We start from the raw sequence: 26,641 nt of genomic DNA, 5'->3' as shown, positions 1-26,641 counted from the left end.
ACGGGCGGACGGCAACCTCACTCTTCCCAATGCTCGGCGATCCAGTCGCGGAACAGATTCAGCTTCTGCTGTTGCGCGACTGAATCCGGATACACGAAGTAATAGCGCCAGCCGGTCTTCAGCACGGTATCGAACGGCCGCACGAGGCGCCGGGCGGCGACGTCCTCGTCGATTAGCGCGAGGTCGCTGATCGCGACACCGAAGCCCTGCGCGGCGGCGTTGGTCGCCATGTCGAGCGTATCGAAGCTCGGGCCGAGCTCCGCGTCGATCGTCGCGGCACCCGCCGAATCGGCTTCCGCGACTTTCGCGAGCCACATTTTCCAGTCGCGGTGATCGCGCGTCGGATGCAGCAGCGTGTGGCGCCCGAGATCGGCCACCTGCGCGAGCGGCTTGTCCTTCAGCAGCTCGGGCGTGCAGACCGGCGTCAGACGCTCCTCGAACAGCGACACCGCCTGCACGTCCGCACCGGGCGACGAACCGTAGATGATCGCCGCGTCGAACGGCTCGCTCTGGAAATCGACGTCGTGCTGCCAGGTGGTCGTGATCTGCACGTGCAGATCGGGATAGTCGGACTGGAAGCGCATGATCTTCGGCAGCATCCAGCGCATCACGCAGGTCGGCACCTTGAGCGCGAGATCGGTGCGCTGCCTCGTCAAGCGCAGCGACATTTCCTCGATCCGCGCGAAGCTCTCCTTGACCGCCGGCAGCAGCATTTCGCCCTCGGCGGTCAGCGTCAGCCCCTTCGCGTGACGCTTGAACAGCGGAAACTTGTAGTACTCCTCGAGCGCGATGATCTGCCGGCTGACCGCGCCTTGCGTCAGGCACAGATGGTCGGCGGCACGCGTGAAGCTGCGATGGCGCGCGACGGTTTCGAAAATCTGCAGCGCGTTGAGCGGCGGTAGGCGTCGCATCGGATGTCCAGGATCAGAAAAAATCATTGCGTGGCTGCGGCAGCGCCCCTCGCCGCCCTGCCCGTCAAGCCCACAGCATACGCGATCGGCTATGCGCGCACGAGTGGGCGCGCAGGCAAACCCGCATGCGTTCGACTCATGGCATGCGTGAAAAACGCCCGTACCGAGGAATGTCGCACCGGCGCGGTGCAAAAAAGCCTTCAGCAATCGCACCAGAACCGAGCTTTCCTCATACCTCGACGCACGCTGGGATTCCTCAGCCAGATCTGGACGTTAACCCGCATAAGCCATCGCCCGTAGCTTCCCGGCGTGTCGCCAAACCGCTCGCCACCGCGTTCGCCGGCGGCGAGCCATGAGCGTACGTCATGCCATCCATGCGCATATTTCGATTGTTGCGTGATTTTGGCAAACCTACAGTGCATCCACGCACGGTAGATCGGCAGCGGTCACGGCGAATCATGGGCAACGGGCGTTCAACACAGGAGACCGCCATGCAGCAGATCAAACGGGGTAGAAGGCAGGCCATCAAGACGATCGGTACGGCGCTCGCGGCATCCGCGCTGCCGATGCCGTTCCTCAACCTGCGCGCGCAGGAGCACAACTTCAGCGGCAAGACGCTGCGCATCCTGACGTGGTCGGACGATACCGGCACGGCCGCGCTGCGCAACATCGCCGCGACCTTCACGGCGAAGACCGGCGCGAAGGTCATCGCCGATCGCGCCGACGGCACCTCCGGCATGGTCGCCAAAGTCAAGGCAGCGGGCGAGCGCCCCACCTATGACGTGATCACGCTCGCCGGCGTCGGCGCCTCCGGCCTCGCCGACGCGGGCCTGCTGATGAAGCCCGACCTCGACCGCCTGCCGAACCTGAAAGAAGTCGCGCCGCCATACCGCACCGGCGCGAACGGTTTCGGCGTCGGCTATCTGCTGTGGTCCGACGGCCTCATCTACAACACCGCGACGGTCAAGACGCCGCCTTCGTCGTACGAGGCGCTGTGGGACCCGAAGTACGCCGGCCGCATATTCCTGCCGCCGCCCGAGTGGGCCGAAGCGGTCGATCTCGCGATCATCGCCGCGAAGATGAACGGCGGCTCGCAGCAGAACATCGAGCCCGGCTTCAAGAAGCTCGCGCAGCTCAAAGACCACGTGATGACGCTCGGCGAGAACCCGAACCAGGTGGGGCCGACCTGTTCCGCACGGGCTCGCTCGATATCGGCGGCATCTACTCGCCCGCGTTTTTCCCGGATCAGATCCGCAAGCCCGAATACAAGATGGGCGTGACCTACGGCATGAAGGAAGGCTTCGCGACGCAACTGATGTTCACGGTGATTCCGAAAGCGCATCCGGGCGACACCGACCTGATCCACGCGTTCATCAATCACTCGCTCGACGCCGGTGTGCAAGGCCGCATGGCCGCCGATGTGCTGAACGGCCCAGTCAATTCGAAAGCGATGATTCCGGCCGAGAGCCGCGCGTTCGTGCCGAGCCCGCAGCAGATCGCCGAGAAAGCCGTGCTGCATGACGACAAGGCGCTCGCCGCCGTGCAGCCGGCATGGATCAAGCGCTACACCGAAATCTTCTCGGCGTAACCACGATGCTCGCGCGCTTCCCGCGGCGTGCCGCGATGATGCCGGACGAAGCCGCGCCGGGCCCAGCGCCCGGCGGCGGCGCCTCCGCTTCCGCAGTTGTTGCGACGGCCGTGACCGACCCCGCTGCCGGCGCAACGACGCTCGCGAAAGCGCGCCCGTGGCTGCTACTTGCGCCGATCCTGCTGTTTCTGGCGATACTCGGCGCGGCCGCGCTGGTCGTGCTGCGCATGAGCTTCGGCACGTCCGGCAACGAATGGCGCAGCTTCACGCTGCAGAACTACGCGGACCTGCTCGACGGCTACTTCCTGAAATCGTTGTGGCTAACGCTGCGGCTCGCGTTCCAGAGCATGCTGTGCGCGGTCGTGCTCGCGATTCCGGTCGCGCTCGCGATGGCGCGCACGACATCGCGGCTCGCGCGCCGGCTGCTGCTCGCGGGTGTGCTGCTGCCGCTGCTCGTCAATCTGCTGCTGCAAGGCTATGGCTGGCTCGTGATCCTCGGCCCGGCGGGTCTGCTCAATCACGCGCTGCTCGCGAGCGGACTCGTCGAGCGTCCGGTGATGTTGCTGTATCGCGAGCACGGCGTGCTGCTGGGGCTGATCCAGACCGCGTTTCCGCTCGCCGTGCTGCCGCTGTCCAGCGCGATGCGCGCGGTGTCGATCTCGTACGAGGAAGCCGCCGCGACGCTCGGCGCGACGCGCTGGCAAACGCTGCGTCACGTGCTGCTGCCGCTCGCGATGCCGGGCCTCGTGTCGGGCGCGCTGCTGGTGTTCGCGTACAACGCGAGCGCGTTCGCGGTGCCGCTGCTGCTCGGCGGCCGGCGTGTGCCGATGCTCGCGGTGCTGGTGCACGATCAGGTCGCGCCGCTCTTGAACTGGCCGGCCGCCTCCGCTTCCGGCGTGGTGCTGATGATCGCGACGCTCGCTGTGATGGCGCTGTCGCAGCGGCTCGTGCGCCGCACCCAACGCCTGACCGGGGGGCCTCACGCATGAGCACGCCGCTGCCGACCCCGCGCCTGCCGCGCACCGAACCTCATTGGCCACGCTTCCCGCGCCTGCCTCAGACGATGCCCGGCCAGCTCGGCCGCGCGACCGCGCTCGTCGCCGGCGTGGTGCTGTTTCTCGCTGCGCTGCCGATCCTGACGATGATCGCGATGTCGTTCAGCGCGGCCGACACGCTCGAATTCCCGCCGCACGCGTACAGCCTGCACTGGTACCGCGCGGCGTGGCACAGCTTCGTGTCACCGGACGCGACCGATACGCTGTCGATGGGCGCCGCGCTGAGCACGAGTCTCGTCGTCGCGCTAGCGACGATGCTGATCGCGACGCTGGTCTCCGTGCCCGCCGCGTACGCGCTGTCGCGCTACCGTTTTCACGGCAAGCCGGTGGTCGAGCAACTGGTCGCGCTGCCGCTCGTCTATCCGCTCGTGATGCTCGGCCTGTCGCTGCTGCTGGTGTTCAACGTGCTGCCGGTCGAGCTGGGCGTCGGCCGTCTGATCATCGCGCATGTGATCCTGGCGCTGCCGTTCACGGTGAAGAACTGCGCGGCGTCGGTCGCGTCGATCGGCCCCGAGTTCGAGGAAGCCGCGCTCGTGATGGGCGCGAGCCCCGGCCGCGCGCTCATCGACGTGGTGCTGCCGCTGATGCGCCCCGGCATTCTCGCCGGCATGCTGTTCGCCTTCATCGTGTCGTTCAACGAGTTCACGGTGACGTTCTTCCTGTACAGCATCGACACGATGACGCTGCCGGTATGGCTCTATAGCCGCACGGTGTCGTCGCTCGATCCGACCGTGTTCTGTTTCGCGGTGGTCATCGTCGCGATCGACTTCGCGCTGATCTGGCTGCTCGAAAAGCTGATCGGCGACGAAGGCGTCGCGCTGTGAACCCGTCACCTTGCTGGAGCTTCCGTTGCAGGCCGTCACGCGGCGCTTCGGCGCCGTGCATGCCGTCGACGACGTCGACCTGAGCGTGCCCGACGGCAAGCTCGTGTGCTTTCTCGGCCCGTCCGGCTGCGGCAAGACCACGCTGCTGCGGATGATCGCAGGCCTCGAAACGCCGACCGAGGGCAGCATCCATTTCGCCGGCCGCGACATCACGCGACTGCCGGCCAACCGGCGCGACTTTGGGATGGTGTTCCAGTCGCTCGCGCTGTTTCCGCATATGACGGTCGCGCAGAACGTCGCGTATCCGCTGAAACTGCGCAAGGTCGCGAAAGAGAAGCAAACGCGCCGCGTCGCCGAGCTGCTCGAGCTGATCCAGCTGCCGCACATGGCGAACCGGCCGGTCACGCAACTGTCGGGCGGGCAGCGCCAACGCGTCGCGATCGCGCGCGCGATTGCCTCGGAGCCGCAACTGCTGCTGCTCGACGAACCGCTGTCCGCGCTCGACGCGAAGCTGCGCGAAGCGATGCAGGTCGAAATCCGCCTGCTGCAGCAACGCCTCGGCATCACGACGATCATGGTCACGCACGACCAGCGCGAAGCGATGACGATGGCCGACGAGATCGTCGTGATGGAGAAAGGCCGCATCGCGCAGGTCGGCAGGCCGCTCGACATCTACCGCGATCCGGTCAGCGAGTTCGTCGCCGACTTCATCGGGCTCGGCAACATTCTGCCGGTGCGGTACGACGGCGCGGGCGTCGTGAGCCTGCCGGGCGGACGGCGCATCGCGGTGACGCCGCACCCGAGCGCGCCGCTCGCCGATGCGCGGCAGCCGGGTGCGGCCGGCGACGCGATCCGCCTGCTGATTCGCCCCGAGGACATCTGCGTGAAGGCGGCCACGGAAGCACCGAACCCGAACCGGCTGCCCGGTACCGTCACGTTCATTCGCGACGTCGGCGCCTCGCTCGAAGCGACGATCGATTGCGTGGGCTTCACGCTGACCGCCGCGACCACGCCGCGCGAAACGCCCGGGCTCGCGCTCGGCATGCCGGTGCTCGCCGAGCTGCCGCCGCACGCGTGCAAGCTGATCGCCGCGCGCGCCGCCTGATACCCGAACCCATCACACGGCTTTGCTTGAATAACTACCGTATTACGACAGAGGAACACATCATGAACCAGCGCCCCGCTCTCCAATCGACCCGCCGCGTGTTCGCGACGCTCACCGCGACGCTCGCGATGACCGCGCTCGGCGCGCTGTGCGCACTGCCGTCGGCCGCGCATGCCGACGCGCTCGACGACATCGCGAAGTCGGGCACCGTGCGAATCGGCGTATTCGAGGACTATCCGCCGTTCGGCTCGATCGGTCCGGACATGAAACCGGTCGGCTACGACATCGACGTCGCCAATCTGATCGGCAAGGCGCTCAACGCGAAGGTCGAACTGGTGCCGGTCACCGGCGACAACCGCATGGCCTTTCTCGCCGACCACAAGGCCGACATGTTGCTGTCGGTCGGCCAGACGCCCGAGCGCGAAAAAGTGATCGACTTCTCGCAACCCTACGCGCCGTACTACCTCGCGGTGTTCGGCCCGAAGTCGCTGCCGGTGAAGACCGCCGCCGACCTCGGCGGCAAGTCGATCTCGGTCGCGCGCGGCACGCTCGAAGACCTGAGCGTGACGAAGATCGCCCCGCCGTCGGCGAACATCAAACGTTTCGACGATCCGAACGGCGCTATTTCGGCGTTTCTTTCTGGTCAGGTACAGTTGATGGTGGTCGGCAACGACGTCGGCGCGACGATTCTCGCCCGGCATCCGGCGAACGATCCGGAGCAGAAGTTCGCGCTGTTCAGCTCGCCCGATCACGTCGGTCTGAACAAGAACGAGCCGCGCCTGAAGGCGAAGGTCGACGAAACGATTGCCAAGGCCCGCAAGGACGGCACGATGAACGCGATTTCGCAGAAGTGGCTGCGCGCGCCGCTGCCGGCCGATCTTTGAAACCCGTGGCGTGGCGCCGTGAAGGCCGCGCCGCGATCTGATCCTACGATGGGCACGAGGCCATGACTTACGCGTTCGATTTCAGCGGCTTCGGCCTGTATGCGGGGATGCTCGCGCGCGGCGCCGCCGTGACGCTCGGCCTCACGGCCGTGTCGACCCTGGCGGGCGGGCTGGTGGGGATCGCCGGCGCGAGCATCGCGGCGGCCGGGCCGAAGTGGGCGCGCTGGCTGGTCGCGAGCTACGTCGAGCTGATCCGCAACACGCCGTTTCTGGTGCAGTTGTTCTTCGTGTTTTTCGGCCTGCCGAGCCTCGGCATTCATATCGACGAGATAGAGGCCGCGATTCTCGCGATGACCGTCAATCTCGGCGCGTACGCGATCGAGATCGTGCGCGCCGGCATCGATTCGATTTCGCGCGGTCAGGTGCAGGCCGCGCAGGCGCTCGGCCTGCATGGACGCCAGGTGTTCCGCTACGTCGTGCTGCCGCAGGCGCTCGCCAACGTGTTTCCCGCGCTGCTCGGCCAGGTGCTGATCGTGATGCTCGGCTCGGCCGTCGTGTCGCAGATCTCGGTGCCCGACCTGACCTATGCGGCGAACTTCATCCAGTCGCGCAACTTCCGCTCGTTCGAGAGCTACGTGATCATCACGGCTGCCTATCTGCTGATGTCGATCGTGTTGCGGCAGCTGTTGAACCGCTTCGGCCGCGGGCTGTTCGCGGGCCGTGCGGCACGAGGTAACAACAGCAGTAGGAGCGGCAACGACGGCTTGCCGCGCAACTGGCGCAGCCGCCTGATGTGGCGCGGCGCGCGCACCCTGCCGACGGAGCGCTGATCATGGTCGAATTCACGCTGTGGGACATCGCCCGCAACCTGCTGCTCGCCGCGCGTTGGACCGTGCTGCTGTCGCTGATCGCGTTCGTCGGCGGCGGGATCGTCGGGCTCGTGCTGCTCGCGATGCGCGTGTCGCCGATCGCGTGGCTGCGCCGCATCGTCGTGCTGTACGTCGAGGTGTTTCAGGGCACGCCGCTTTTGATGCAGCTTTTTCTCGCCTTCTTCGGCTTGCCGCTCATCGGCATCGACGTGTCGCCGTGGGCCGCCGCGACCGTCACGCTGACGCTCTATACGAGCGCGTATCTGGTCGACATCTGGCGCGGCTGCGTCGAAGCGGTGCCGCGCGGTCAGTGGGCCGCGGGTGCGAGCCTCGGCATGACGTTCGGCCAGCAGTTGCGTTACATCGTGTGGCCGCAGGCGCTGAAGATCGCGGTCGCGCCGAGCGTCGGTTTTCTCGTGCAGGTGGTCAAGAGCACCGCGCTCGCGTCGATCATCGGCTTCGCCGAACTGACGAAGACCGGCACGATGATCACGAATGCCGCGTTCCGGCCGTTTCCGATCTACGGCATGGTCGCGATGATCTACTTCGCGATGTGTTTTCCGCTGACCTGGTATGCTCGCGTGCTCGAAAAGCGGCAGAAGGTGGGACAGCATCGGTGACCCTATCAACAAACGTGTTTGTTGTTGTCACTCCGGTCGATTTTTGGGGACCGGAATTGGCACAACACTGGAATGCGGAAGATGATCCGAATAGGCTTGCTTCACTAGTCCGGCACCAGCGTCGTATCGGTAAATAATGTATCGCTCGGGAGACTCGTTCCGCCCGCTATTGGGTATCAGTACGACTAACCCTTTCGGATCGAGATAAATAGCGGCTGGGCGTTCGCGCTCGGCGAAATCGACGCGCTCCCATCGCCCCGCCTTCGTGTTGTAGCGGATCGCAACGCCTTGGAGATAGTTCGATGTGAATTCGCCGGATATCACGAATACGCGCTCCTTTGAACCGATACATGCCACCTGTATTTCATCGCCCCGCGATTGATCCTCGTCCCCGCATAAAGTCGTACCGGCGCGGTGCTGTTCTTGCTGAGATAGAAAACCGACGTGCTATCTATGGGATGATCGCGCAGCAATGCGAGCGTATGACTCTGATCGCTTCCGAGTCCGCAACGCGTGACCACTTCCATACCGATAGCGGATTGCGAATCGGCGACGTAGCCAATACACAGGATCGCGATAAAGGCGGCTATTCTCATTTCGCCATATCCGGAAGGGGTTGCATTGAATCGGGATCGGCGCTCAGACCGTCCGCGCACCCCGTGATTTTCTTATAGTAGACGCCGTTGGACAGGCCGCGATAGCGTTTATACGCTGCATTTCTCCATTGGATTTCCTCGTCAATTTTCTGGCAATGCCCCACAATCTGTCTCCTTGTGCCAAATTCCTCCCCCGCAACCAACCGAAATCATTGAAGGGTTACAACGCATCGGCGTGTAACCCTTTTTTTGTTTTTGCGACTTTCTACTAATTGTCAAGACCTGACCCGACTCACGTGTGATGCAATGGCATCGTTGCGTGCCCGGTATGCCGGGCCGCCGATGGATGCGCTTACGGTGGTGGTGAACCGGTGCTGTGATGGCGTCAAGCCGACGCCTGATGAATACCGGGCCGCTATGGAACAGGCGGATGAAGCCGGCAGGCGCGAACAGCTGTTGCAACTGCTGGAGAAGATCGCAGCGGAACAGCGCAAGTGGCATCGTGGCGGATCGCCCCTGAGGCCCACTCTCTGGAATCACGCGTAACCGCGAAAGGCCCGCTCGCCGGGCCTTTTCGCAGGCAAAGCCCCGCCGAAGCGGTGGTAGCGAGCCGAACTCAGAGATCAACGAAACGCGGCAACAGGTCTTGGTCGGCGAGGCGAATTTCGATATCATTAGCCGAATTGACGTGCTCCCGGTTGTTCACGTCAAAGACTTCATCCGTCACGCTGACGATGATCGTGCCTTGCTGCTTGCCATCGCACATGACAGGGATAAGGGCGCGCGCTTCGGGCACTTGGGCGGCTGTGAGAGCGTGCGGTAGGTAGAGCATCCAGCTTACGCCGGGACGATTATCGAAAACCGAGTTGGCAAAGTACTTGCGTGGACCGAAGATGGCATAGGACGGCGCATACACTTCTACGACTTTCGTGACAATCTGCGCGACGGCTTGATACCCCCCAAGTCGAGATGATTCATTTGATCTTTCTTTGACATTAAAGTCGAATTGTTGGGAGAAACCATCTCCACCATCGATAGATATCGAGAATGAAGCACCATCTTTCTGTGCCGCCCCATTCCAAATCCCAATTGATTTTGGATCATCCCTCGATTTTCCCTTGTATTCTTTTGTCATCTCATCAATGGCCGTAGGCAAAGGTTGACGATTCTCTCCGTAAACGCGATACCGAAGCGCTTCCTCGGCGCTGCCCCCCTGGATATACCACTCCTTAAGCATTGCATCTTGACTTGCAAGTGCATCAACTACAGGCCTTAAGCGACGCAGATGAAATTCGAAGTCGGCATTGGGTAAATTGGGCGTATCCCTATACTGAGCAAATAGATTCATTGCGATCTCAAGGTTGGTAGACAGAAGGGACGCCGTTTTTCAGCAGCGTTGGCATTATGTATTCCCTTGCTTTAGGTGTCCCAAAATACCACATCAATCTCGATGGAGGGTTGGCATTCACTTTCTTCGCCTGCTCTGCGATGGTATCGGCCATACTTTTGAATCCCGCAAACCAAAAGACCGGTTCATCGTCTTCATCTAGGAACTGATCGTAGTCATCCTTTGCCTCTTGCAATAGGCACTGTGCCGTCACGAAGCCATCGAAATCAGTTCCAAGCCACGCCCACTCCTGATTCCAACCACCGCGAGTCTCGCGGCCTTTGGCGTCAGTGTCGATCCCATATGCTTTTCCGGTGATACGGGCTTGATAACGCCGGGACTTCGGACTCATACCGTACCTGCGCGTGACTTTATCGCCCTTCTCTGGTGGGCACTTGCATGGCCTTTCGCGCTCGCGGCTCCGGTCACGCGGTAGTTCGCCCCATCCGCCGTCTGCACCCGCGCCAGTGCCGCTGCTGCCCGCAGGACCAGCAGACGGTGCAGTGGTGGGGACCGGAACAGGTATTGGCATTGCCTGCGCCATTGCGTTTGCTGCGCGTGCGAGCGTCGCCGGGAATGGGATACCCATCAGCGTTTCTCCTTCATTTCCTGTTGTCTTTTACCCGTCGCCTGTAGCAGCATTTCGAATCGCTGTTCAGCCGGAACGCCTGATTTGTGCAGCCATGCTATGACCGCCGGAATCCAGTAAAACCCCGGCGTGGTTGCTTCCGCATACAGGAAATCGACTATCGGCACGTCACGCGTAAAGCGGAGTACCTTTGTTTGCGCGAAGGCCGCATTAAGCCGGTCCCGCAAGGTCTGATCATTGGCCAGCGCGGGATAGTCGCGCACGATATGACCACGGATAAAGTCCACATAGTTACGGTCTTCGTAGTCTTTCAGAAGCGCCCATTGTCCTTCAGTAAATTCCATTGTCGTTGATGGTGAACCGTCGTCCTTCGTTGAGGGAGTGCCAAGCTTCGGCAGCCCTGAAAAGATCGCGCTCGCTCTTGCCGTGGCATACCGCATTGAGCGCATGCAACGCCCTGGGGTCCCAGAAGCGCAGCAGAGCGGATCGTCCGTCCGGTATTCGGGTATTCAGGTGCGGGCGCAGCTTTGCGGCCTGCCTCTCCAGGCTCTCTGAGGTGATCAGCCAGATCACGCCAGGGCGGGCCTGTTCGAGTTCGCGCAGGTTCGCAAGATGGTCGGGTGTCGTCTTCGGATCAAACAGCCACGGCCCCGCGTGTGCAAGTGCCATGTCGTTCGTGCCCGCGAACAGCGAAACCGTCCTATCGTTTTCGGGCGTGAGTTGCTGGCCGGTATGCTGCTGGTACTGGATGCCATCCACTAGCGCCAGCACGCGGCCACTGAAGTGCCGTTCCCCGTACTGGCGAAGCTGTTCATTGACAGAGGTGGGAATCATCAGCGTTCCAGGGTCATCGCGCCTTGCCCGGCAGCGTGGATCATGCATTCGAGACAGATAGACGACTGCGGAAGCGCCGACCGGGGCGTTGCGCGGTGGATCGATAACGGGCTTTTTTCTGCGCGGAATCAGGGGAGCGTCCGCGACAATCGCATGCCCACGCGTAACCGAGGGCCTCGGCCATGTCGTAGCCGTTTGAATACGACCGAAGCCTATCGAACGGAAACCATTCGCCGGTTTCGGCGTTCAGCGCAATTGCGGACGGCATTGGCGGGAAGTTTGAGTAGATTGAATAGGTGATACGGCAAAGCTGGCACTCTTCCTTACCCCCGGTTTCATCCTGTTTCTGCTGCTCCATCTGACCTCTGCTGTTTTCCAGAAAACACCCGACGAATTAACCATCTAAAAAGCGACACGGTCAACGACTTTAAATTGAGATAACGCAGTTTTGATAGACTTTCACAATTCTGAAGGTTTCAGGCACATTCTTGCTGGCGCAGGACTAAAATGATTGCATCCAGCCGCCTGTGCTGTTATTGATTGACGCCGATTAGTACTTTGTCCATGATGCGTCCATATCCGCCAGTTCACTTTTCAATATTTCTTTCACTCAATATGGATACCGCAATCCTTTCGTCAATCGTTGCTGGTTCGGCCGCCTTGCTCGGCGGCGCTCTCACCGCCGTTATCCAGATGCAGACGCAGCGGAGCAATCATCGCTTTCAGATCGAGCAGGAGACATTGAAACGGAATGGCGAGTTGCGCGAGAAAGAGAAAGCTCTTGCCCTTGAGCGACTGGCTACAGTGCATCGGCAGTTGACCGCCATAGGTCGAGAGTTCTCACAAGACAGCATAGATATCAACTGGCGCGCTGAAATGGGCGAATATGAATATGATCAGCGCTACCTGTCTATCCGCAAGGAAACCGATGAACTGCGAATGATCTGTGGGCTTTACGAGCCGTCTCTGTACGACGACGTTGAAATGCTCCACGGCGAAATGAACTTGTTCTGGGGAAACTTCAAGAATGTCCTGTACCTAACGGCTCATGAAAAAAGAGTCGATCACACGACGCCGTGCCTCGACCGCGCACACTCGGCCGCAATGGAAATTTCCCGACAAACGTCGGCATTGAAGGCGCGCCTAGCCGAACGAGCGCGCCATTACCGATCGGCCGGCTGATTCGGCATCGGCCCGCGTCGCACGGAGCGCCGACCGCAGCACCAGAAAGCTGACGACCCGATGCCCCGGCCGCCCCAGCATCTTGCGGCCCGGCCGGCGCCTGCCAAGGCGAGACGTGAATGGTTCGCGTCGAATAATCGGTACCGTTCAAGCCGAAAAGCAGGCCCAATGCCAGCAATGCGGTGACCTCCGCGATGCGCAGCATCGGCGAGGCACGGCGCAAATCCATGAAGTAGATCGCCACCAGCAACCCCTTTGCCACTGCGATAAACAGGTTGATCGCGCTATTCCACGCGCCCAGACGCAATGCATGCAACGGCTCGACGCGAAACTGCCGATTCGCTGCCGACATTTGGTTTTCTGGAGTTCAAGTCGGAGCATCTCCGGGATCAGACCGCCATGCGCGAGCGAGCGCCATCTCATGATCGCCCGCTGACCCCGGTGGATACGTCCTGCCGGGAAGCGATCCTGATGCGGGAGACGAACCACGCCGCGAGCACGAACCACCCCGCTGCGACGACGAACGCGACGACATAGGCGGGTCCGGCACCGGCAAACGCCTTGACCCATGACAGCATCCACCCGGTGGCGGCAGGGCCGAGGATCTGCGGTAGCACCATCGACACTTGCCAGATGCCCATGTCCTTGCCGCTGGACGCATCGTCTGGCAACACTTGCAGCGCGAGTGCCCAGTCGACGGCTTGATAGGTTCCGTAAGCGGCGCAGAAAACCAGCCCGACTGTGATCACCAGCAACAGGTTTGGATGCAACGCCAGCAGGACAAAGCCAATCGCGGCTCCGGCCATGATCCAGCTGGTCAGGCGGACGACGGGAACGACGCCGTGCCGGTCGGCGAGCCATGCGCCCAGCAGGCTGGCCGGGATCGCTAGCACCACGCCGACGCCAAGCAGCCCATTCAGGAGACTGGTCGGATGACGAATGCCGATCACGTCCTGCAGGTAGTACAACATGAAGGTGAAGATCGACCAGATTCCCATGTTACCGAACAGACGGGTTACCAGTACCCAGTAAAAGTTTCGGTGCAGACGTGGATCGAGATAGAACGAGCGCATGAACGTGACGAGCTCGAACCGTTGTCGGGATCTGACAGGTGTCGGCTCGCGAGAGCCGCGAATCGTCAGCCAAAGGCAGAGCAACATGATCGCAATGAACGCGGCAACCGTAGGATACAGGTGGCCCGGCGAATAGAGGACAACGAGCACCACGTTGCCGGTGATCGTGCCGAGCACGGTCATCACGTTGAGCCACGCGCTCGCGCGGTTGGTTTCCTGTTTTGGCACGACATCGGGCACCAGCCCGGCGTACGGCCCCGCCGCCCAGTTCCACCAGAACTGGAGATGCAGGAACGCGAGTGTATACATCCATAGACTCCCCCCGCCGTTGAATGAACCAAGCCATACCAGTGCAACCGCAATGCCGAACACGCCGGTGATGAGAAACGGTCGCCGGCGTCCATGTTTTGCAGAGCAGCGATCTGAAAGCGCGCCGGCCAGTGGCGCCACGATCATCGCGATGAATGCGCCGGACGCAATGACGGAGCCGGCCACGCCTTCCTTCAACGCGGCATCGCGTCCGAGCATATCGGCGACCTGTGCCGGCACGAGCACCGGAACGACCGTCATCCATTGGGTAAAGAGCGCAAACCACAGCGACGCGATCTGTATGTGACTGAGCGTCGACAGGCGAGAAGCCGACGGTGTGACCGACACGTTTCGGGCTTGACTGGATAGGGTCATGTCGGAAGTCCATGAGCTTCGCGCAGAGACTTCGACGCCGCACGGCGGACGAAGGTCGTGGCCAATTCTGGGAGCCGTTCGAACACGACGGGGACTCCCATCGGACCAATGCGCCTGTATCGGTCGTGGTGCAAATGTCGGCATTGGCCGACGGCGAGTCCATCGACGAAGGCGCGGTGTGCCGTCCCACTATGATAGCTGCCGTCGGTTGGCCCACAACCTGAAACGGCGCGAGGTCGGCAAGCGCGCTTCTCCGCCGCACTCAGCGGGCGATCAACGCCCCGCCTGCGTCGACTGCCGCAACTTCGCCACCTCCGCCGCACCGACCGCCGGCGCGCCGTTGTTCCAGCCAGCCCGCACGAAGCTCAGCACGTCGGCGATCTGCTGATCGTCGAGCACCGCGGCGAAGCCGGGCATCGGAAACGGCGACGGCACGCCGTCGATCACGAGATCGCCGGTGCCGTTCAGCGTGACGTTGATCAGCGACGACGCGTCCTTCGCGAGCACGTTCGGATTGCCGGCGAGCGGTGCGAGCATCGGCGCGAAGCCGTGCCCGTCGACGCCGTGGCAATGCATGCAATACGCCGTATAGACGCGTGCGCCGGCATCGTTCGCGGGGCGATCGAGCGACACCTTCGTCGCCTGCGGATCGTACGTATACGCCGCCGCGCCGGTGCCGCCGACCGGCGGCAGCGACTTCAGATACGTCGAGACTGCCGCGACGTCCTGATCGCTCATCGCTTGCGTGCTGTTGTTGATCACGCTCGTCATCGCGCCGAACGCCGATGCGTGGCGATTCGCGCCGGTCTTCAGGAACGTGCGCAGATCCTCGTCGCTCCAGCGGCCGAGCCCGGTGTTGTGCTCGCCCGTGAGGTTCGACGCGAACCAGCCGTCGAGCAGCGCGCCGCTCAGGAATGCGCTGCCGCTTTCGTCGAGCGCACTTTCCTGGAACGCAACACCGCGCGGCGTGTGACACGACCCGCAATGTCCGAGCCCTTGCACCAGATACGCGCCGCGATTCCACGCGACGTCCTTGCCCGGCTTGTCGCGATACGCACCCTTCTCGAGAAACGCCATGTTCCAGAACATCAGCGGCCAGCGCATGTTCAACGGCCACTTGATGTCGGACTCGCGATTCGCCTGCTGCACTGGCGCGACGCCGTGCATGAAGAACGCGTACAGCGCCTTCACGTCGTCGTCGTTGACCTTCGCGTAGGACGGATACGGCATCGCCGGATACAGGTTGTGGCCGTCTTTCGCGACGCCCTCACGCAGCGCCCGCGCGAAATCGGCTTCGGTGTAGCCGCCGATGCCGGTCCGTGCGTCGGGCGTGATATTGGTCACGTAGATGCGGCCCATCGGCGTGTTCATCGGCAGGCCGCCCGCGAACGGCTTGCCTTTCGGCGCGGTGTGGCAGGCGGCGCAATCGCCGAGTTGAGCGAGGTAAGCGCCGCGTTGCACGAGCGTTTGATCGGCTGCACCGGTGGCTGCCGGCGTTGCGGCATCAGCAGGCACCTGGGCGATAAACGGCAATGCGACGCATAGCGCTGCGCCAAGACCCTTCAGCATTTTTTTCATGTCGGGCTCCTTTCGCGTCAGGCGCTGTGCAGTTGGCGGCCAACCGGCAATTGCCGCAGCCGCGTGCCGGTGGCCGCATAGATCGCGTTGGTCAGCGCGGGCGCGAGCGCCGCGGTGCCGGGTTCGCCGATGCCGCCGGGCGCCTCGCCGCTCTTCACGATATGCACGTCGATCGGCGGCGTCTCGTTGATGCGCAGCATCCGGTAGTCGGTGAAGTTGTTCTGCTCGACGCGACCGTCCTTGATCGTGATCTCGCTATAAAGCGCCGCCGTGATGCCGAAGATGATGCCGCCCTGCACCTGCGCTTCGATCGTGTTCGGGTTGACGAACATCCCGCAATCGACCGCGCAGTTGACGCGCTTGACCGTCACTTCGCCCTGCTCGAGCGCGACCTCGACGACGATCGCGAAGAAGCTGCCGAACGCGTGCATCACCGAGATGCCGCGCCCTTGCCCCTTGGGCAGCACGCTGCCCCAGTCGCCCGCTTGCGCGGCCAGGTTGAGTACGTTCAACGCGCGCGGCGATTTGCCGAGCAGATCGCGCCGGTACTGCACCGGATCGATCTTCGCGTGCGCGGCGAGTTCGTCGATGAAACTCTCGACGACGAACGTGCCGCGCGTCGGCCCGACGCCGCGCCAGAACGCAGTGGGCACCGCGTGCGGTTCCACGCGCACGTAGTCGACCAGCTGGTTCGGCAGGTCGTACGGCAGATCGGCGGCGACCTCCACCGCGTCGGGGTCGAGCCCGTTCTTGAACGCGGGCGGCGCGAAGCGCGCCATGATCGACGACCCGGCGATGCGATGCTGCCACGCGATCGGTTTGCCGTTCGCGTCGAGCCCGGCCGAGATCGTGTCGTAGTAGTACGGCCGGTACATGTCGTGCTGGATGTCCTCCTCGCGCGTCCACAGCACCTTGACCGGCGTCGACACCTGTTTGCCGACCTTCACGGCCTGCGTGACCATGTCGGTTTCGAGCCGCCGTCCGAAGCCGCCGCCGATCAGATGGTTGTGCACGATGATCTTGTCGGCGGGCAAGCCCGTGACCGCGACCGCCGCATCGACGACACGCGTCGGCACCTGCGAGCCGAGCCAGATTTCGCAGGCGTCGCCGCGCACGTGGACCGTGGCGTTGACCGGCTCCATCGTCGCGTGCGCGAGGAACGGCTGCTGGTAGACCGCGTCGACGCGCGACTTCGCATCGCCGAACGCGCGGCCGACGTCGCCGGCCTTGCGCGCCACCGCGCCGCCATGTTGCGAGGCCGCCGCCAGATCGTCGACGATGCGCTTCATCGATACCTGCGCGCCCGCGCCTTCGTTCCACCTGATGTCGAGCGCCTGCAGGCCGCGCTTCGCGGCCCACGTGTGAGCGCCGATCACCGCGACCGCGTTGTCGAGCTTGATGACCTCGCGCACGCCGGGGATCGTCTTCGCATGCGTATCGTCGACGCTCGCGAGCGTGCCGCCGAACACCGGACAGTTCGCGATCGCCGCGTAAACCATCTCGGGCAAGCGCACGTCGAGGCCGAACTGCGCGGTACCGTCGACTTTCTCCGGCGAATCGAGACGCTTCGCCGGCGTGCCGATCAGCTTGAAGTCCTTCGGGTCTTTCAACGCCACGTTCTGCGGCGCGGGCAGCGCGGAGGCGGCCTGCGCGAGCTGACCATAGCTCGCGCTGCGATTACTGGCCGGGTGGATCACCTGAGCGGCCTGTGCATGACAACTCGCCGGATCGACCTGCCACTGCTGCGCGGCCGCGTTGATCAGCATCACGCGCGCAGTCGCGCCCGCGCGGCGCATCGGCTCCCACGCGAAGCGGATCGACGTCGATCCGCCGGTCAACTGGCCGCCGAGCAGCGGGTCCATGAAGAGCTTTTCGTTGGGCGGCGCGTGATCGAGCGTGACCGTGCCGAGCGGCACTTCGAGTTCCTCGGCGATCAGCATCGGAATCGACGTATAGACGCCCTGACCCATCTCGACCTTCGGTATCACGAGCGTGACCTTGCCGGCGTTGTCGATCTGGATGAACGCGTTCGGCGCGAACACGCCGCTTTGCGGCGCCTCGTTCGCATCGCCGCCGATCACGCTCTTGCCCGCCTTCTGATCCTGGCTCGCGGCCGGCATGCTGAAGCCGAGCAGCAGACCGCCGCCGGCCGCGGCGCCGACCGTCACGCCAAATTTGAGGAAGCCGCGCCGCGAGATGACGCGCGCATGCCGCGTGTCGGTGTCAGCCGGCTGCGCGCCGTTCTGTGCATCGAGCAATCCCTGGGACATGTCAGGCCCCCTTCGCGGCGTGCTTGATCGCCGCGCGCACGCGGTGATAGGTTCCGCAGCGGCAGATGTTGCCCGTCATCGCGGCGTCGATGTCGGCGTCGCTCGGATTGGGATTGCGCGCGAGCAGCGACGCCGCCGACATCACCTGCCCCGACTGACAGTAGCCGCATTGCACGACGTCGAGCTCACGCCAGGCCTGCTGCACTTTCTGGCCCGTCGGCGTGGCGCCGAGCGCTTCGATCGTGACGATCTTGCGGTCGCCGACCGCCGCCGCGGGGAACACGCACGAGCGCACCGCGACGCCATCGAGATGCACGGTGCATGCGCCGCATTGCGCGATGCCGCAGCCGAACTTGGTGCCGGTCAGCCCGACGAGATCACGCAGCACCCACAGCAGGGGCATGTCGGGCGGGGCATCGACGGTATGGGTTTCGCCGTTGATATTGAGCGTTGTCATGAGCGGCTCCGGGTGGGGATGTTGTTGTGGTCACGCGGTTTAGATCGCGACACCGCACCAGACCGCCGACATGCACCGGTTTTGTTCGGCACGTCGCGCTAATAAGCCATGAAATGCGGCCTGTGAGCGAGCGGGTGTCGCAAGAAAACCGGCCGATTGTAGCGGTGTCGAAAGAAGTTCGCTTTGACGGTGCCAGGCGGCACATCGCATGCTGTGCGCGGTGGATCGCATGTGTCGGCTGGAGCGATGCGTTACCATCGACGGATCGATCCGTTAGCGTGATCGCGCGACCCGCTGCATCGCACTGCGTGGTGTTGCGACGCACGATTCCGTCGAATCACCTCAGCCGCTGGAGCCGCCGATGAACGACCCGCAATGCACTCAATTCCTCACGGACATTCGCCGACCATTGCTTGCGCTGCACAAGGCGATTCTCGATCACGAACGCGCCGCGTACGAAAAGGAGTTCGGCCCGGTAACGCCGGCGGCATTCCTGCAGGTGCTGATCAACGGCTCGGGGTTTCGTTGGCTGACGCCGCTGTCGACGGTGATCGCGAGCGTCGACGAAGTTCTCGACGACGCGGAAGCCGAGGCCGGCGACCGTCTCGCGACCGCCGAGGCCGTGGTCGGCCTGTTCTCGCCCGACCAACCGCACAATCACTTCCTGCCGCGTTATCTGCCGCTCTTGCAGGCCGATCCCGCGATCCTGCATTACCACGGTGAGGTATCGCGGCTGCTGCGCGGAGGGCAAACGACGTAACGGCGATTCGCACCAGGCACGGCGGCGGCGCGTGCGCTGCCTGCCGGCTCCTGCATTGCCTCACCGTTCATAAACGGCTGCGGGTCGAGGCCGCATGGTTGATCGTCGGTATTCTTGCGCAGATCGAGCGGAATGCTCTGACGTGAAGGTACTTTTGCAACGATTCGTCGACCGCCGGAATGCGCGGTCGATCAAATTACCTGGTTTAGCTGAATAAATTCAAGGTGAGCTTTTGCGGGAACGTGGAAGCTCAGCCGCGCCCCTGCGGCAGATATGACAGCGGATCGACCGGCTTGCCGTCGCGCCGCACTTCGAACCCCACCGACACACGCGAGTTGTTCTCGTCGCCCATCTCCGCGATCTGCTGTCCCTTGCGGACGATGTCGCCCATCTTGACCATCAGCTTGCGGTTGTGCGAATACGCGGTCAGAAAATCCTTGTTGTGCTGGACGATGATCAGACTGCCATAGCTGTTCAGTCCGGTGCCCGCGTACATCACCTTGCCGTCGGCGGCGGCTCGCACCGGATCGCCCGCGTTGCCGCCGATCTCGATGCCGCGTGTTTCGCCGGGCTGGTACGCTTCGACGACGCTGCCCGCGGCAGGCCACGCGAGCGTCACGCTGCTCGCGTGCCGGCGGGTTTCCTGCGTGACTTCGCGGACTGCGGTGGCATCCGGAGCCGGCGCGGCGGACTGTGTCGAAGCTTGCGCCGACGTTTGCGCTGTCGCTTGTGACGCACGCTGCGCCGCGGATTGCGCCGCCGCCTTCGCGGCGGCCGCCGCATTGGCCGCCTTCACCGCGCGCACCGTTTCCGGCGACGCAACGTGCAGCACCTGCCCCGGCTTCAGCCGCGCCGACGCCTTCAATCCGTTCCATGCCTGCAACTGCTTGACGCTGATGTGATGATGCTGCGCAACCCGCGCGAGCGTGTCGCCGCGCCTGACCCGATACACGAGCGGCGGCGACTTTTTCAGCGGCGCGTTATCGCTGGCGTCGATCGACAGCGGCGCGGCTGCCGCCGGGTCGCCAGACGCCGCTCCCGTCGCATTCGCCGCCGGCACGCCGGACGCCGCGTTGGCGCTGGTTGCCGCACCGTTCTGCGCATTGGGCTGCCCGACGTTCGCACAACCGCTGACGGCCAGCGCGACCCACGCGCCAGCGAGACTGGCCAATAACGTTCTGTCGAAACGCTTTCTCATCCTGTTCGACTCCTGCTGTATGAATGCGCAAGCCGGATAGCCCGATGCCGCGGACGAGGTGCGCGATCTTCGGCCGCGCGGCCTTCCCGACGGCACGGCGAAGCCGCCTCGTATGGCGCTCATTTCCTGCCTGCTTGCCGATCAAATTTCTCGCGGAATTCTAAAGTGTCGTTCAATAAAAACGCCTGCCCCACACACTCTGATACAGACGTTACGAGCCGTATTTCCGCGTTACGACCGCACGTGTATTGGGACGCCAACGACGCACACATCACCGCTTCGCCGCGGCGCGTTCAGACTTGTCGACATTCGACTTATCGGCAGGCGGGAGGGGAACTTGAATAGCCATGCGTCGCGTCGGAGGGCGCAAAAAAGGCCAGCCTTCGAAGTCCGAAGGCTGGCCGATCTGCGTTTGAAGGGCAGCGAACTAGAACTTATGCCGGATCGCCGCGCGTACGACGACCTGCTTCGACGTCGACGACGGCGACTGCGTGCCGGGGATGAATGCGAAATCGAGGATCGATAGCGTGGAATCGCCGGTGACCTGTTGATAGGCGCCCTGCAGATAGAGGTCGGTGCGCTTGGACAGGTTGTAGTCGGCCATCAGGCCGAACGTATGGATGCGCGGCTTCACGCCGCCGTTCGATGCGTCGTAGGTTTCCATCGTGTACACGTACTGCGCGCCGACGAACAGCACCGGCGAAATCTGATATTTGCCGTTGATCTCGAAGTTCTGATACTTGAGCGAATTCAGCAGCACGCCCGGCGGTGTGACGGGCACGAGCGGCACCAGCGGCTCGATGCCGAGATAGCCGTTTGCGGTCGGCTCCAGGTAGTTCGAATTGCTATAGACGAAGCCCGCCGTCGCCGGTCCGAACGTATAGGTGATGCCGCCGCCGAACACGCGCAGGCGCGTCGCGACGAAGCCGGCGTCGTTCGCGGTGATCGCCCCGTTCGAGCCGTTGCCCGGATTGTCGGCCTGCAGATAGGCGGCCGCGACCAGCAGCCCGCCGTACGTGTACTGGCCGCCGAAGCTGTAGGCGCGATTGTTGGCGAAGTTCGTGTCGTTGCTGAAGCTGTAGGTGCCGCCGAACTGGAAGCCCGAGGTCGACGGGCTCGTGTACTTGACGGTGTTGTCGAGGCGGAACGTGTTGTCGGTGTTGTCGTTGTCGTACGGATGCGAGAACAGCTCGCCGCCCCAATTGCCGTTGGCCGTGGTCTGCGCGAGATAATCGACGACCGAGTCGTATTGCCGGCCGAACGTCAGCGTGCCGTACGCCTCTGAACTGAGTCCGACGAAAGCCTGCCGGCCGAACAGGCGGCCGCCCTGCCCGAGCCGCCCGGAATTCAGATCGAAACCATTCTCGAGCTGGAAGATCGCCTTCAGGCCGCCGCCGAGATCTTCGGAACCCTTCAGGCCCCAGCGGCTTCCCTGCGCAAGACCGCTGGCGAGTTCATAAACATGGCCGTGGCCGACATTGTTCGTGTAGTTGATGCCTTCGTCGATCACGCCGTACAGCGTGACGCTAGTCTGCGCGGCGGCAGGCGCGGCAAGAACGGCAGACGCAGCAATGGAGACAGCCAGCGCGAGCACTTGCTTGTTCATGATGATCTCCCTGCACCGCGAGTGATAGGACAACTCGATCCGGCCGCTTTGTTCTCTTTGCTCTTTGTTCTCGTCACTTTTCCAGCAGTTCTGAAGACTGCTCCAATAGCTGCGCTTTTCCGGAAATCCTCACACGACATAGTCTGGCCGTCCATGCGTGGATGCGCCAAGCATCGAGAATGTTGCTAATTCTCCACTGCGCGTTGCTGCCTCTTTTTTCGTAACGTCGCTTCAGGTAAACAGCAGCCGCTGCTGCGGTCTCGCTGCGTCATCGTCATGAAAAGAAATATAATCTGCGCCTTTGCTGCGATGCAACGGAACTCGGCGTCACCGCGAAGGTCAACTTCACAGCCCGCTGACACGGCCGCCGTGCGATACCGGTCGAGCGTGGCGAGATGGGCCACTGGCGACGCCAGCACGGATCACCTCACCGCCGCAGCACCCAATCCCATATTAAAAAGCCTCGTGAGACGCCCGCCGCGCTGGATCAGCGCGCCGTCGCACGGGGCTGCTTTTGACGCAAACAATGGCCAAGTCATCTTCCCGCCTGATCGAGCTCGACTTTTTCCGCGGACTGGTTCTGCTGATCATCGTCGTCGATCACATCGGCGGCAGCATTCTGTCGCGCGTGACGCTGCATGCGTACGCGCTGTGCGATGCCGCCGAAGCATTCGTGTTCCTCGGCGGCTTCGCGACCGCCACCGCCTATGCGACGCTCGCCGAGCGGCGCAATGAGACGATCGCGCGCGGCCGCTTCCTGCGCCGCTCGTTCGAGATCTATCGCGCGTTTCTCGTCACCGCCGGGCTGATGCTGCTGGTGAGCGCGGTGCTGACCGCATTCAGCATCGACGGGCCGAATCTCGCCACGACCGATCTCGACGACCTGATCGACACGCCGCTTGCCGCGCTGCGCGACATCGTGCTGCTACGCCGCCAGCCGTACCTCGCGTCCGTGCTGCCGATGTACGCGTTCTTCGCGCTGCTGGTGCCCGCGATCCTGCCGCTCGCGCGCAGCAGGCCTTGGCTGCTGGTCGCCGGCAGCGTCGCGCTGTGGGCCGGCGCACCGGCGATCAGCCAGTACCTTCCCGCCGCGCCCGACATGCACTGGAACTTCAACCCGTTCGCGTGGCAACTGATGTTCGTGCTCGGCGTGCTCGCGCGCTGCCAGCCGGTGTATCAGCGCACCAGCGCGCATCGATCCGGATGGCTCGTCAGTGTGCTGGCGTTCGTGGTGGTCGTGGGCGCCGCGTACTACAAGCTCGTTGTGCTGGATGCGCCACTTGCCGGGAGCCTCAAGCAGAACCTGTCCTACCTGCGCGCTGGGAACTTCCTCGCGATCGCGTGGCTCGTCGCCAATCTGGTCGAGCTCGGCTGGGCGAAGAAGGTCGCGCGGCGGCTGCCGTGGGTCGGCGTGATCGGGCGTCAGGGTTTGCTGTGCTTCATTGCCGGCGCGGTGATTTCGCTGGTGATCGACTCGGTGCTCTACGCGGCGACCGATGGTTACCTGAACTATCCGCTCGGACTGCTCGCCGATGCGGCCGCGGTCGGCGCGCTGTTTGCCGTCGCGTTGGCCGTGGAACCGCTGAAGCGGGTCGTCGGGCGGCTCGTGGACGGGCGGCTGTGGACGTCGGGCTGAAGAACTTTTCGGCAACGTTTCGAGCGCCCTTCGAGCGGGTCCCTGACGCGTCGCGATTTTCGGGGCACTTGACCTACCCTTGGCGCCCGAAGAACTTTGCGCGCATAAAGCGCCGTCCTTCTCTGCGCCACTTTCCATCTCAAATCTGGCGCCAATGCTGATAGCATGACGGCCGCGCGCGAGTTCCGCGCCCGCCGTCCTTCCCTACTGACATGCGTCGATTCCTCAGTTTCGCCCTCGCACTGCTTGCCTGCGCCGTCGGCGCGCCCGCGTTCGCGAGCACGGTCGCGAGCCGCAGCTTCCATTCCGATGCGCTCGGCCGCGACTGGAACTACACGATCTACCTGCCGGGCGGGTATCGCGCGGACGGTCCGCGCCTGCCGGTGCTCTACCTGCTGCACGGCAATAACGGCGACGCCAACGACTGGCTCACGCGAGGTCATTTGCAGAACGCCGCGGACACGCTGATCGAGCGCAAGGAGATTGCCCCGGTCGTCATCGTGATGCCGCAAGGCGGCACGGACTGGTACGTCGACCGCAAGGAAAAGATGGAGAGCGCGTTCTTCGACGATCTGCTGCCCGAGATCGAAACGCACTACGCCGTCGCGACGCAGCGCGGAGGCCGGATGATCGGCGGCGTGTCGATGGGCGGCTTCGGCGCGCTGCGCTACGCGCTGACGCGGCCCGAGATGTTTTGCGGCGCGCTGCTGCTCAGTCCGGCGATCTACACGAACGAGCCGCCGCGCGCGTCGGCGGCGCGGCGGGTCGGCGTGTTCGGCGAGCGCCAGTTCGATCCGCGCGTGTGGCACGAGCTCAACTATCCGGCGCAGTGGGACCGCTACATGAGCCAGGCGTATCGCCTGCCGATGTTCATCGCATCCGGCGACGACGACCTCGACATCCAGGCCGACGCGTCGCTGCTATACACGCATCTGCGGCTCGCGGGCAATCCGGCGGCGCTGCGCATCATCGACGGCGGCCACACGTGGGACGTGTGGAGCGCGCTGTTGCCCGCCGCGCTCAAATACACGCTCGGCTGCGTGAAGCCGCCGGCGCAGGAGCATCCGTCGAATCAGCGCCCTTGAGCCGGCGCGGCACGCGAGGCGCACGGCCGCCCAGCCCCGCGTCCCTCGACGCCCGCGCTACTCCACGAGATCGGTCCACAGCACCATCAGCACCGTCATCAACGCGGGGCCGATGAAAATCCCCAGCAGCCCGAACGTCTCCGCGCCGCCGAGAATGCCGAACAGCACGAGCAGAAACGGCAGGCGCGTCGAGTTGCCGATCAGCACCGGCCGCACGAAGTGCTCGGCGACGAACACGACGACCGCGCCGAACACCAGCAGCCCGGCCGCCGCGACCATCGAGCCCTGCACGAGCAGCCACAGTGCCGCAAGACCGAACACGATCGGCGCGCAGAACGGCAGCATCGCGGCGATCGCCGTGACGAAGCCGAGCAGCGCCGCATGCGGCACTCCGGTCACGAAGTAGGCGACGCCAAGCAACAGGCCTTCGCCGACACCGACCACGATCAACCCCGACACGGTGCCGCGCACCGCGGTACCCATATGCGCGACGAGGTCCGCGCCGCTATCGCCGAAACCGCGTCGCGCGGCCTTCAGCAGCGAGCCGGACAGCCGCGGCCCCGCCTGAAAAATCACGAACAGCGTGACCAGCATGAACGCGAACACCATTGCCGCATGCGCGGCGCGCGCGCCGAAATGCCGGCCGAGCGTCATCACCGTATTGCTGTGCAAGCCTTTCATCGCGGCCGAGTCGCGCAGCGGCTGAGCAAGATTGGCCTGCCACCAGGAAGTGATCTGCTGCACGCCGAACGGCAGACGGTTGATGAAGTCCGGCAGCGCGATGCCGTTCTCCTGCACGCTGCGGAACCAGTCGTTCAACTCGTGCGCCTCGCGCAGCGCCTGGGCGATGCCGAGCCCGACCGGCAGCAGCACGAGCACGGCGATCACCAGCGTGAAGACCGTCGCGAGCAAGGTCGCGCGCCCCTTGAACCAGTGGCTGCCCGCCACCTTGTGCAGCAGCGGCCACAGCGCGATCGCGACGACCCCGGCCCACGCCACCACTACGATGAAATCGCGCACCACCCACAATGCGAGCAGCGCGAGACCGATATAGAGCGCGAGCGATGCCGCCTTCTGCTTTTTCAGGCGCTCGGCGGCGACGGACGACGCTTCGGGAGAGTTGGGGGGGACTGCGGGAGGGCGTGGAATCATGTGAACTCTTGTGTTTTTGAACGGTGTGCGCGCGAGCCGACCTGAAAAATTCAAACCCGCTACACTGACGGCTCAGTTCGCCGCCCGACATTCGACATCTTAAAGGAAGCGTTGCCGCCTCTTTCCCGGCCGCCCTCCTCGTCGCGCCACAGGCAACACAGCGTTGCAAAAATATGCATTATTAAAAAATCACATAAAAAATGCTTGCAACGCCTGTCATTTCGGCGAATCGCTAATGTCAAGTCTGATTATTGCTAATTCCGGAACGGTGTTTCAACGGTGACACAATAGCTATCCGGCGCGCGTGGGACTAAATTCGGCACTCCACAATACGGAGCCGATGATGACCCTGGAGTCCATCCCCCTCGACGGTAGCAATGGCGTACGCATCGAAATTCTCGAGAGCTCCGACACGACGCTGGTGATCCGCTGGGTCGAGCCGGGCCGCTGCCACTACGGTGAGCAGCGCTGGCGCCGTCGCTCGGCGCATTCTTCCGGCACCTGCGCGGTGTCGCGCCGCAAGATCCGTCGCGGTGACCCTGTGTTCAAGCCGGCCGAGCGCCCGGCGCCGTCGAATGCGTCCGCGATGATCTGCGCGGAAATCCTCGAACCACTGCTTGAAGCGGCCTGACGCACGGAACGTTCCCGAGTCCCGCGAACTAAGCGCGGGTTTCAATTCGTTGTTCCGGGGGCGATCT

Annotated in this window: 24 protein-coding genes and 3 pseudogenes; 13 read left to right on the top strand and 14 right to left on the bottom strand. The window is 63.6% G+C overall.

All coding sequences use genetic code 11. The features are described 5' to 3' along the window. Nucleotides 1-17: 17 nt before the first annotated feature. Nucleotides 18-911, bottom strand: coding sequence for a LysR substrate-binding domain-containing protein (locus OKW30_RS31025; RefSeq protein ID WP_090805978.1), 894 nt, complete (start codon nucleotides 909-911; stop codon nucleotides 18-20). Nucleotides 912-1,402: 491 nt separating this feature from the next. Between OKW30_RS31025 and OKW30_RS31020 the strand changes: the two are divergent. From OKW30_RS31020 to OKW30_RS30985, 8 genes and pseudogenes are all read left to right on the top strand, one after another. Beyond that, nucleotides 1,403-2,499: pseudogene (locus OKW30_RS31020) on the top strand (ABC transporter substrate-binding protein). Nucleotides 2,500-2,504: 5 nt separating this feature from the next. Further along, the gene (locus OKW30_RS31015) at nucleotides 2,505-3,488 is read left to right on the top strand and encodes an ABC transporter permease (RefSeq protein WP_184069436.1); all 984 of its coding nucleotides are present in this window, start codon (nucleotides 2,505-2,507) and stop codon (nucleotides 3,486-3,488) included. Then, nucleotides 3,485-4,378: an ABC transporter permease gene (locus OKW30_RS31010; protein WP_429348491.1), complete on the top strand. Its 894-nt coding sequence runs from the start codon at nucleotides 3,485-3,487 to the stop codon at nucleotides 4,376-4,378. Before OKW30_RS31015 ends, OKW30_RS31010 begins: the two co-directional genes overlap by 4 nt. 10 nt (nucleotides 4,379-4,388) lie before the next feature. Then, the gene (locus OKW30_RS31005; protein WP_429348490.1) at nucleotides 4,389-5,483 is read left to right on the top strand and encodes an ABC transporter ATP-binding protein; all 1,095 of its coding nucleotides are present in this window, start codon (nucleotides 4,389-4,391) and stop codon (nucleotides 5,481-5,483) included. A gap of 62 nt (nucleotides 5,484-5,545) precedes the next feature. Then, nucleotides 5,546-6,367, top strand: coding sequence for a transporter substrate-binding domain-containing protein (locus OKW30_RS31000; protein WP_429348489.1), 822 nt, complete (start codon nucleotides 5,546-5,548; stop codon nucleotides 6,365-6,367). Between the two features lie 62 nt (nucleotides 6,368-6,429). Then, on the top strand, nucleotides 6,430-7,197 hold the full coding sequence (locus OKW30_RS30995; RefSeq protein ID WP_184034003.1) for an amino acid ABC transporter permease: 768 nt from the start codon (nucleotides 6,430-6,432) through the stop codon (nucleotides 7,195-7,197). Between the two features lie 2 nt (nucleotides 7,198-7,199). Then, entirely contained in the window at nucleotides 7,200-7,856 is a 657-nt protein-coding gene (locus tag OKW30_RS30990) for an amino acid ABC transporter permease (RefSeq protein WP_184034006.1), read from the top strand. A gap of 902 nt (nucleotides 7,857-8,758) precedes the next feature. Beyond that, nucleotides 8,759-8,998 (top strand): hypothetical protein, encoded by a 240-nt coding sequence (locus OKW30_RS30985; protein ID WP_184069335.1) that lies wholly within the window; start codon nucleotides 8,759-8,761, stop codon nucleotides 8,996-8,998. A 70-nt stretch (nucleotides 8,999-9,068) separates the two neighbouring features. On the opposite strand, the gene OKW30_RS30980 is transcribed toward OKW30_RS30985, so the two are convergent. From OKW30_RS30980 to OKW30_RS30960, 5 genes and pseudogenes are all read right to left on the bottom strand, one after another. Continuing rightward, on the bottom strand, nucleotides 9,069-9,800 hold the full coding sequence (locus tag OKW30_RS30980; RefSeq protein WP_429348488.1) for an immunity 52 family protein: 732 nt from the start codon (nucleotides 9,798-9,800) through the stop codon (nucleotides 9,069-9,071). 7 nt (nucleotides 9,801-9,807) lie between these two features. Next, on the bottom strand, nucleotides 9,808-10,191 hold the full coding sequence (locus tag OKW30_RS30975) for a restriction endonuclease fold toxin 5 domain-containing protein (RefSeq protein WP_260336502.1): 384 nt from the start codon (nucleotides 10,189-10,191) through the stop codon (nucleotides 9,808-9,810). A gap of 236 nt (nucleotides 10,192-10,427) precedes the next feature. After that, nucleotides 10,428-10,772: a hypothetical protein gene (locus tag OKW30_RS30970; protein WP_187629224.1), complete on the bottom strand. Its 345-nt coding sequence runs from the start codon at nucleotides 10,770-10,772 to the stop codon at nucleotides 10,428-10,430. Further along, nucleotides 10,759-11,262, bottom strand: coding sequence for a DUF4123 domain-containing protein (locus OKW30_RS30965; protein ID WP_429348487.1), 504 nt, complete (start codon nucleotides 11,260-11,262; stop codon nucleotides 10,759-10,761). Before OKW30_RS30965 ends, OKW30_RS30970 begins: the two co-directional genes overlap by 14 nt. A gap of 133 nt (nucleotides 11,263-11,395) precedes the next feature. Continuing rightward, a pseudogene (locus OKW30_RS30960) lies at nucleotides 11,396-11,620 on the bottom strand (hypothetical protein); the annotation flags it as partial. A gap of 257 nt (nucleotides 11,621-11,877) precedes the next feature. Between OKW30_RS30960 and OKW30_RS30955 the strand changes: the two are divergent. Next, nucleotides 11,878-12,444, top strand: coding sequence for a hypothetical protein (locus OKW30_RS30955; protein ID WP_184069325.1), 567 nt, complete (start codon nucleotides 11,878-11,880; stop codon nucleotides 12,442-12,444). Between the two features lie 136 nt (nucleotides 12,445-12,580). Here OKW30_RS30955 and OKW30_RS30950 read toward each other — a convergent pair. From OKW30_RS30950 to OKW30_RS30930, 5 genes and pseudogenes are all read right to left on the bottom strand, one after another. Further along, nucleotides 12,581-12,796 (bottom strand): annotated as a pseudogene (locus tag OKW30_RS30950) (cytochrome C oxidase subunit IV family protein); the annotation flags it as partial. Between the two features lie 67 nt (nucleotides 12,797-12,863). Continuing rightward, nucleotides 12,864-14,174, bottom strand: a complete 1,311-nt coding sequence (locus tag OKW30_RS30945; RefSeq protein WP_429348486.1) for an MFS transporter — start codon at nucleotides 14,172-14,174, stop codon at nucleotides 12,864-12,866. Between the two features lie 300 nt (nucleotides 14,175-14,474). Next, nucleotides 14,475-15,779, bottom strand: coding sequence for a c-type cytochrome (locus OKW30_RS30940; protein ID WP_429348485.1), 1,305 nt, complete (start codon nucleotides 15,777-15,779; stop codon nucleotides 14,475-14,477). A gap of 17 nt (nucleotides 15,780-15,796) precedes the next feature. Then, nucleotides 15,797-18,049, bottom strand: a complete 2,253-nt coding sequence (locus OKW30_RS30935) for a molybdopterin cofactor-binding domain-containing protein (protein WP_429348484.1) — start codon at nucleotides 18,047-18,049, stop codon at nucleotides 15,797-15,799. 1 nt (nucleotide 18,050) lies between these two features. Beyond that, nucleotides 18,051-18,506 carry a (2Fe-2S)-binding protein gene (locus OKW30_RS30930; RefSeq protein WP_184034015.1) on the bottom strand — a complete coding sequence of 152 codons (456 nt, stop codon included), beginning with the start codon at nucleotides 18,504-18,506 and terminating at the stop codon, nucleotides 18,051-18,053. 361 nt (nucleotides 18,507-18,867) lie between these two features. Between OKW30_RS30930 and OKW30_RS30925 the strand changes: the two genes are divergently transcribed. Continuing rightward, on the top strand, nucleotides 18,868-19,266 hold the full coding sequence (locus tag OKW30_RS30925; protein ID WP_184034018.1) for a hypothetical protein: 399 nt from the start codon (nucleotides 18,868-18,870) through the stop codon (nucleotides 19,264-19,266). A gap of 250 nt (nucleotides 19,267-19,516) precedes the next feature. Here the strand turns inward: OKW30_RS30925 and OKW30_RS30920 are convergent, their stop codons facing one another. Next, nucleotides 19,517-20,464, bottom strand: a complete 948-nt coding sequence (locus OKW30_RS30920) for a peptidoglycan DD-metalloendopeptidase family protein (protein ID WP_429348483.1) — start codon at nucleotides 20,462-20,464, stop codon at nucleotides 19,517-19,519. Nucleotides 20,465-20,891: 427 nt separating this feature from the next. Then, nucleotides 20,892-22,070, bottom strand: a complete 1,179-nt coding sequence (locus OKW30_RS30915) for a porin (protein ID WP_184069311.1) — start codon at nucleotides 22,068-22,070, stop codon at nucleotides 20,892-20,894. Between the two features lie 526 nt (nucleotides 22,071-22,596). Between OKW30_RS30915 and OKW30_RS30910 the strand changes: the two genes are divergently transcribed. Continuing rightward, complete coding sequence (locus OKW30_RS30910; RefSeq protein WP_429348482.1) at nucleotides 22,597-23,706, top strand: OpgC domain-containing protein; 1,110 nt, start codon at nucleotides 22,597-22,599, stop codon at nucleotides 23,704-23,706. A 212-nt stretch (nucleotides 23,707-23,918) separates the two neighbouring features. Beyond that, nucleotides 23,919-24,791, top strand: coding sequence for an alpha/beta hydrolase (locus OKW30_RS30905; RefSeq protein WP_429348481.1), 873 nt, complete (start codon nucleotides 23,919-23,921; stop codon nucleotides 24,789-24,791). Between the two features lie 57 nt (nucleotides 24,792-24,848). On the opposite strand, the gene OKW30_RS30900 is transcribed toward OKW30_RS30905, so the two are convergent. Beyond that, entirely contained in the window at nucleotides 24,849-25,943 is a 1,095-nt protein-coding gene (locus tag OKW30_RS30900) for an AI-2E family transporter (protein ID WP_184069305.1), read from the bottom strand. Nucleotides 25,944-26,286: 343 nt separating this feature from the next. Here OKW30_RS30900 and OKW30_RS30895 point away from each other — a divergent pair, with 343 nt between their 5' ends. Beyond that, complete coding sequence (locus OKW30_RS30895) at nucleotides 26,287-26,574, top strand: DUF3331 domain-containing protein (RefSeq protein WP_013091570.1); 288 nt, start codon at nucleotides 26,287-26,289, stop codon at nucleotides 26,572-26,574. The last annotated feature ends 67 nt before the right edge of the window (nucleotides 26,575-26,641 follow it).

Origin of the sequence: Paraburkholderia sp. Clong3 (assembly GCF_050436485.1) — a bacterium.
GTDB classification, from domain to species: domain Bacteria; phylum Pseudomonadota; class Gammaproteobacteria; order Burkholderiales; family Burkholderiaceae; genus Paraburkholderia; species Paraburkholderia tuberum.
This window is presented reverse-complemented; position numbering and strand designations above follow the sequence as displayed.

Bases quoted from the DNA above. Each gene is read 5' to 3' on its own strand.
- OKW30_RS31025 (WP_090805978.1), bottom strand. From the start codon at position 911: ATGCGACGCCTACCGCCGCTCAACGCGCTGCAGATTTTCGAAACCGTC.
- OKW30_RS31015 (WP_184069436.1), top strand. From the start codon at position 2,505: ATGCTCGCGCGCTTCCCGCGGCGTGCCGCGATGATGCCGGACGAAGCC.
- OKW30_RS31010 (WP_429348491.1), top strand. From the start codon at position 3,485: ATGAGCACGCCGCTGCCGACCCCGCGCCTGCCGCGCACCGAACCTCAT.
- OKW30_RS31000 (WP_429348489.1), top strand. From the start codon at position 5,546: ATGAACCAGCGCCCCGCTCTCCAATCGACCCGCCGCGTGTTCGCGACG.
- OKW30_RS30995 (WP_184034003.1), top strand. From the start codon at position 6,430: ATGACTTACGCGTTCGATTTCAGCGGCTTCGGCCTGTATGCGGGGATG.
- OKW30_RS30990 (WP_184034006.1), top strand. From the start codon at position 7,200: ATGGTCGAATTCACGCTGTGGGACATCGCCCGCAACCTGCTGCTCGCC.
- OKW30_RS30985 (WP_184069335.1), top strand. From the start codon at position 8,759: ATGGCATCGTTGCGTGCCCGGTATGCCGGGCCGCCGATGGATGCGCTT.
- OKW30_RS30980 (WP_429348488.1), bottom strand. From the start codon at position 9,800: ATGAATCTATTTGCTCAGTATAGGGATACGCCCAATTTACCCAATGCC.
- OKW30_RS30975 (WP_260336502.1), bottom strand. From the start codon at position 10,191: ATGAGTCCGAAGTCCCGGCGTTATCAAGCCCGTATCACCGGAAAAGCA.
- OKW30_RS30970 (WP_187629224.1), bottom strand. From the start codon at position 10,772: ATGGAATTTACTGAAGGACAATGGGCGCTTCTGAAAGACTACGAAGAC.
- OKW30_RS30965 (WP_429348487.1), bottom strand. From the start codon at position 11,262: ATGATTCCCACCTCTGTCAATGAACAGCTTCGCCAGTACGGGGAACGG.
- OKW30_RS30955 (WP_184069325.1), top strand. From the start codon at position 11,878: ATGGATACCGCAATCCTTTCGTCAATCGTTGCTGGTTCGGCCGCCTTG.
- OKW30_RS30940 (WP_429348485.1), bottom strand. From the start codon at position 15,779: ATGAAAAAAATGCTGAAGGGTCTTGGCGCAGCGCTATGCGTCGCATTG.
- OKW30_RS30935 (WP_429348484.1), bottom strand. From the start codon at position 18,049: ATGTCCCAGGGATTGCTCGATGCACAGAACGGCGCGCAGCCGGCTGAC.
- OKW30_RS30930 (WP_184034015.1), bottom strand. From the start codon at position 18,506: ATGACAACGCTCAATATCAACGGCGAAACCCATACCGTCGATGCCCCG.
- OKW30_RS30925 (WP_184034018.1), top strand. From the start codon at position 18,868: ATGAACGACCCGCAATGCACTCAATTCCTCACGGACATTCGCCGACCA.
- OKW30_RS30920 (WP_429348483.1), bottom strand. From the start codon at position 20,464: ATGAGAAAGCGTTTCGACAGAACGTTATTGGCCAGTCTCGCTGGCGCG.
- OKW30_RS30915 (WP_184069311.1), bottom strand. From the start codon at position 22,070: ATGAACAAGCAAGTGCTCGCGCTGGCTGTCTCCATTGCTGCGTCTGCC.
- OKW30_RS30910 (WP_429348482.1), top strand. From the start codon at position 22,597: ATGGCCAAGTCATCTTCCCGCCTGATCGAGCTCGACTTTTTCCGCGGA.
- OKW30_RS30905 (WP_429348481.1), top strand. From the start codon at position 23,919: ATGCGTCGATTCCTCAGTTTCGCCCTCGCACTGCTTGCCTGCGCCGTC.
- OKW30_RS30900 (WP_184069305.1), bottom strand. From the start codon at position 25,943: ATGATTCCACGCCCTCCCGCAGTCCCCCCCAACTCTCCCGAAGCGTCG.
- OKW30_RS30895 (WP_013091570.1), top strand. From the start codon at position 26,287: ATGACCCTGGAGTCCATCCCCCTCGACGGTAGCAATGGCGTACGCATC.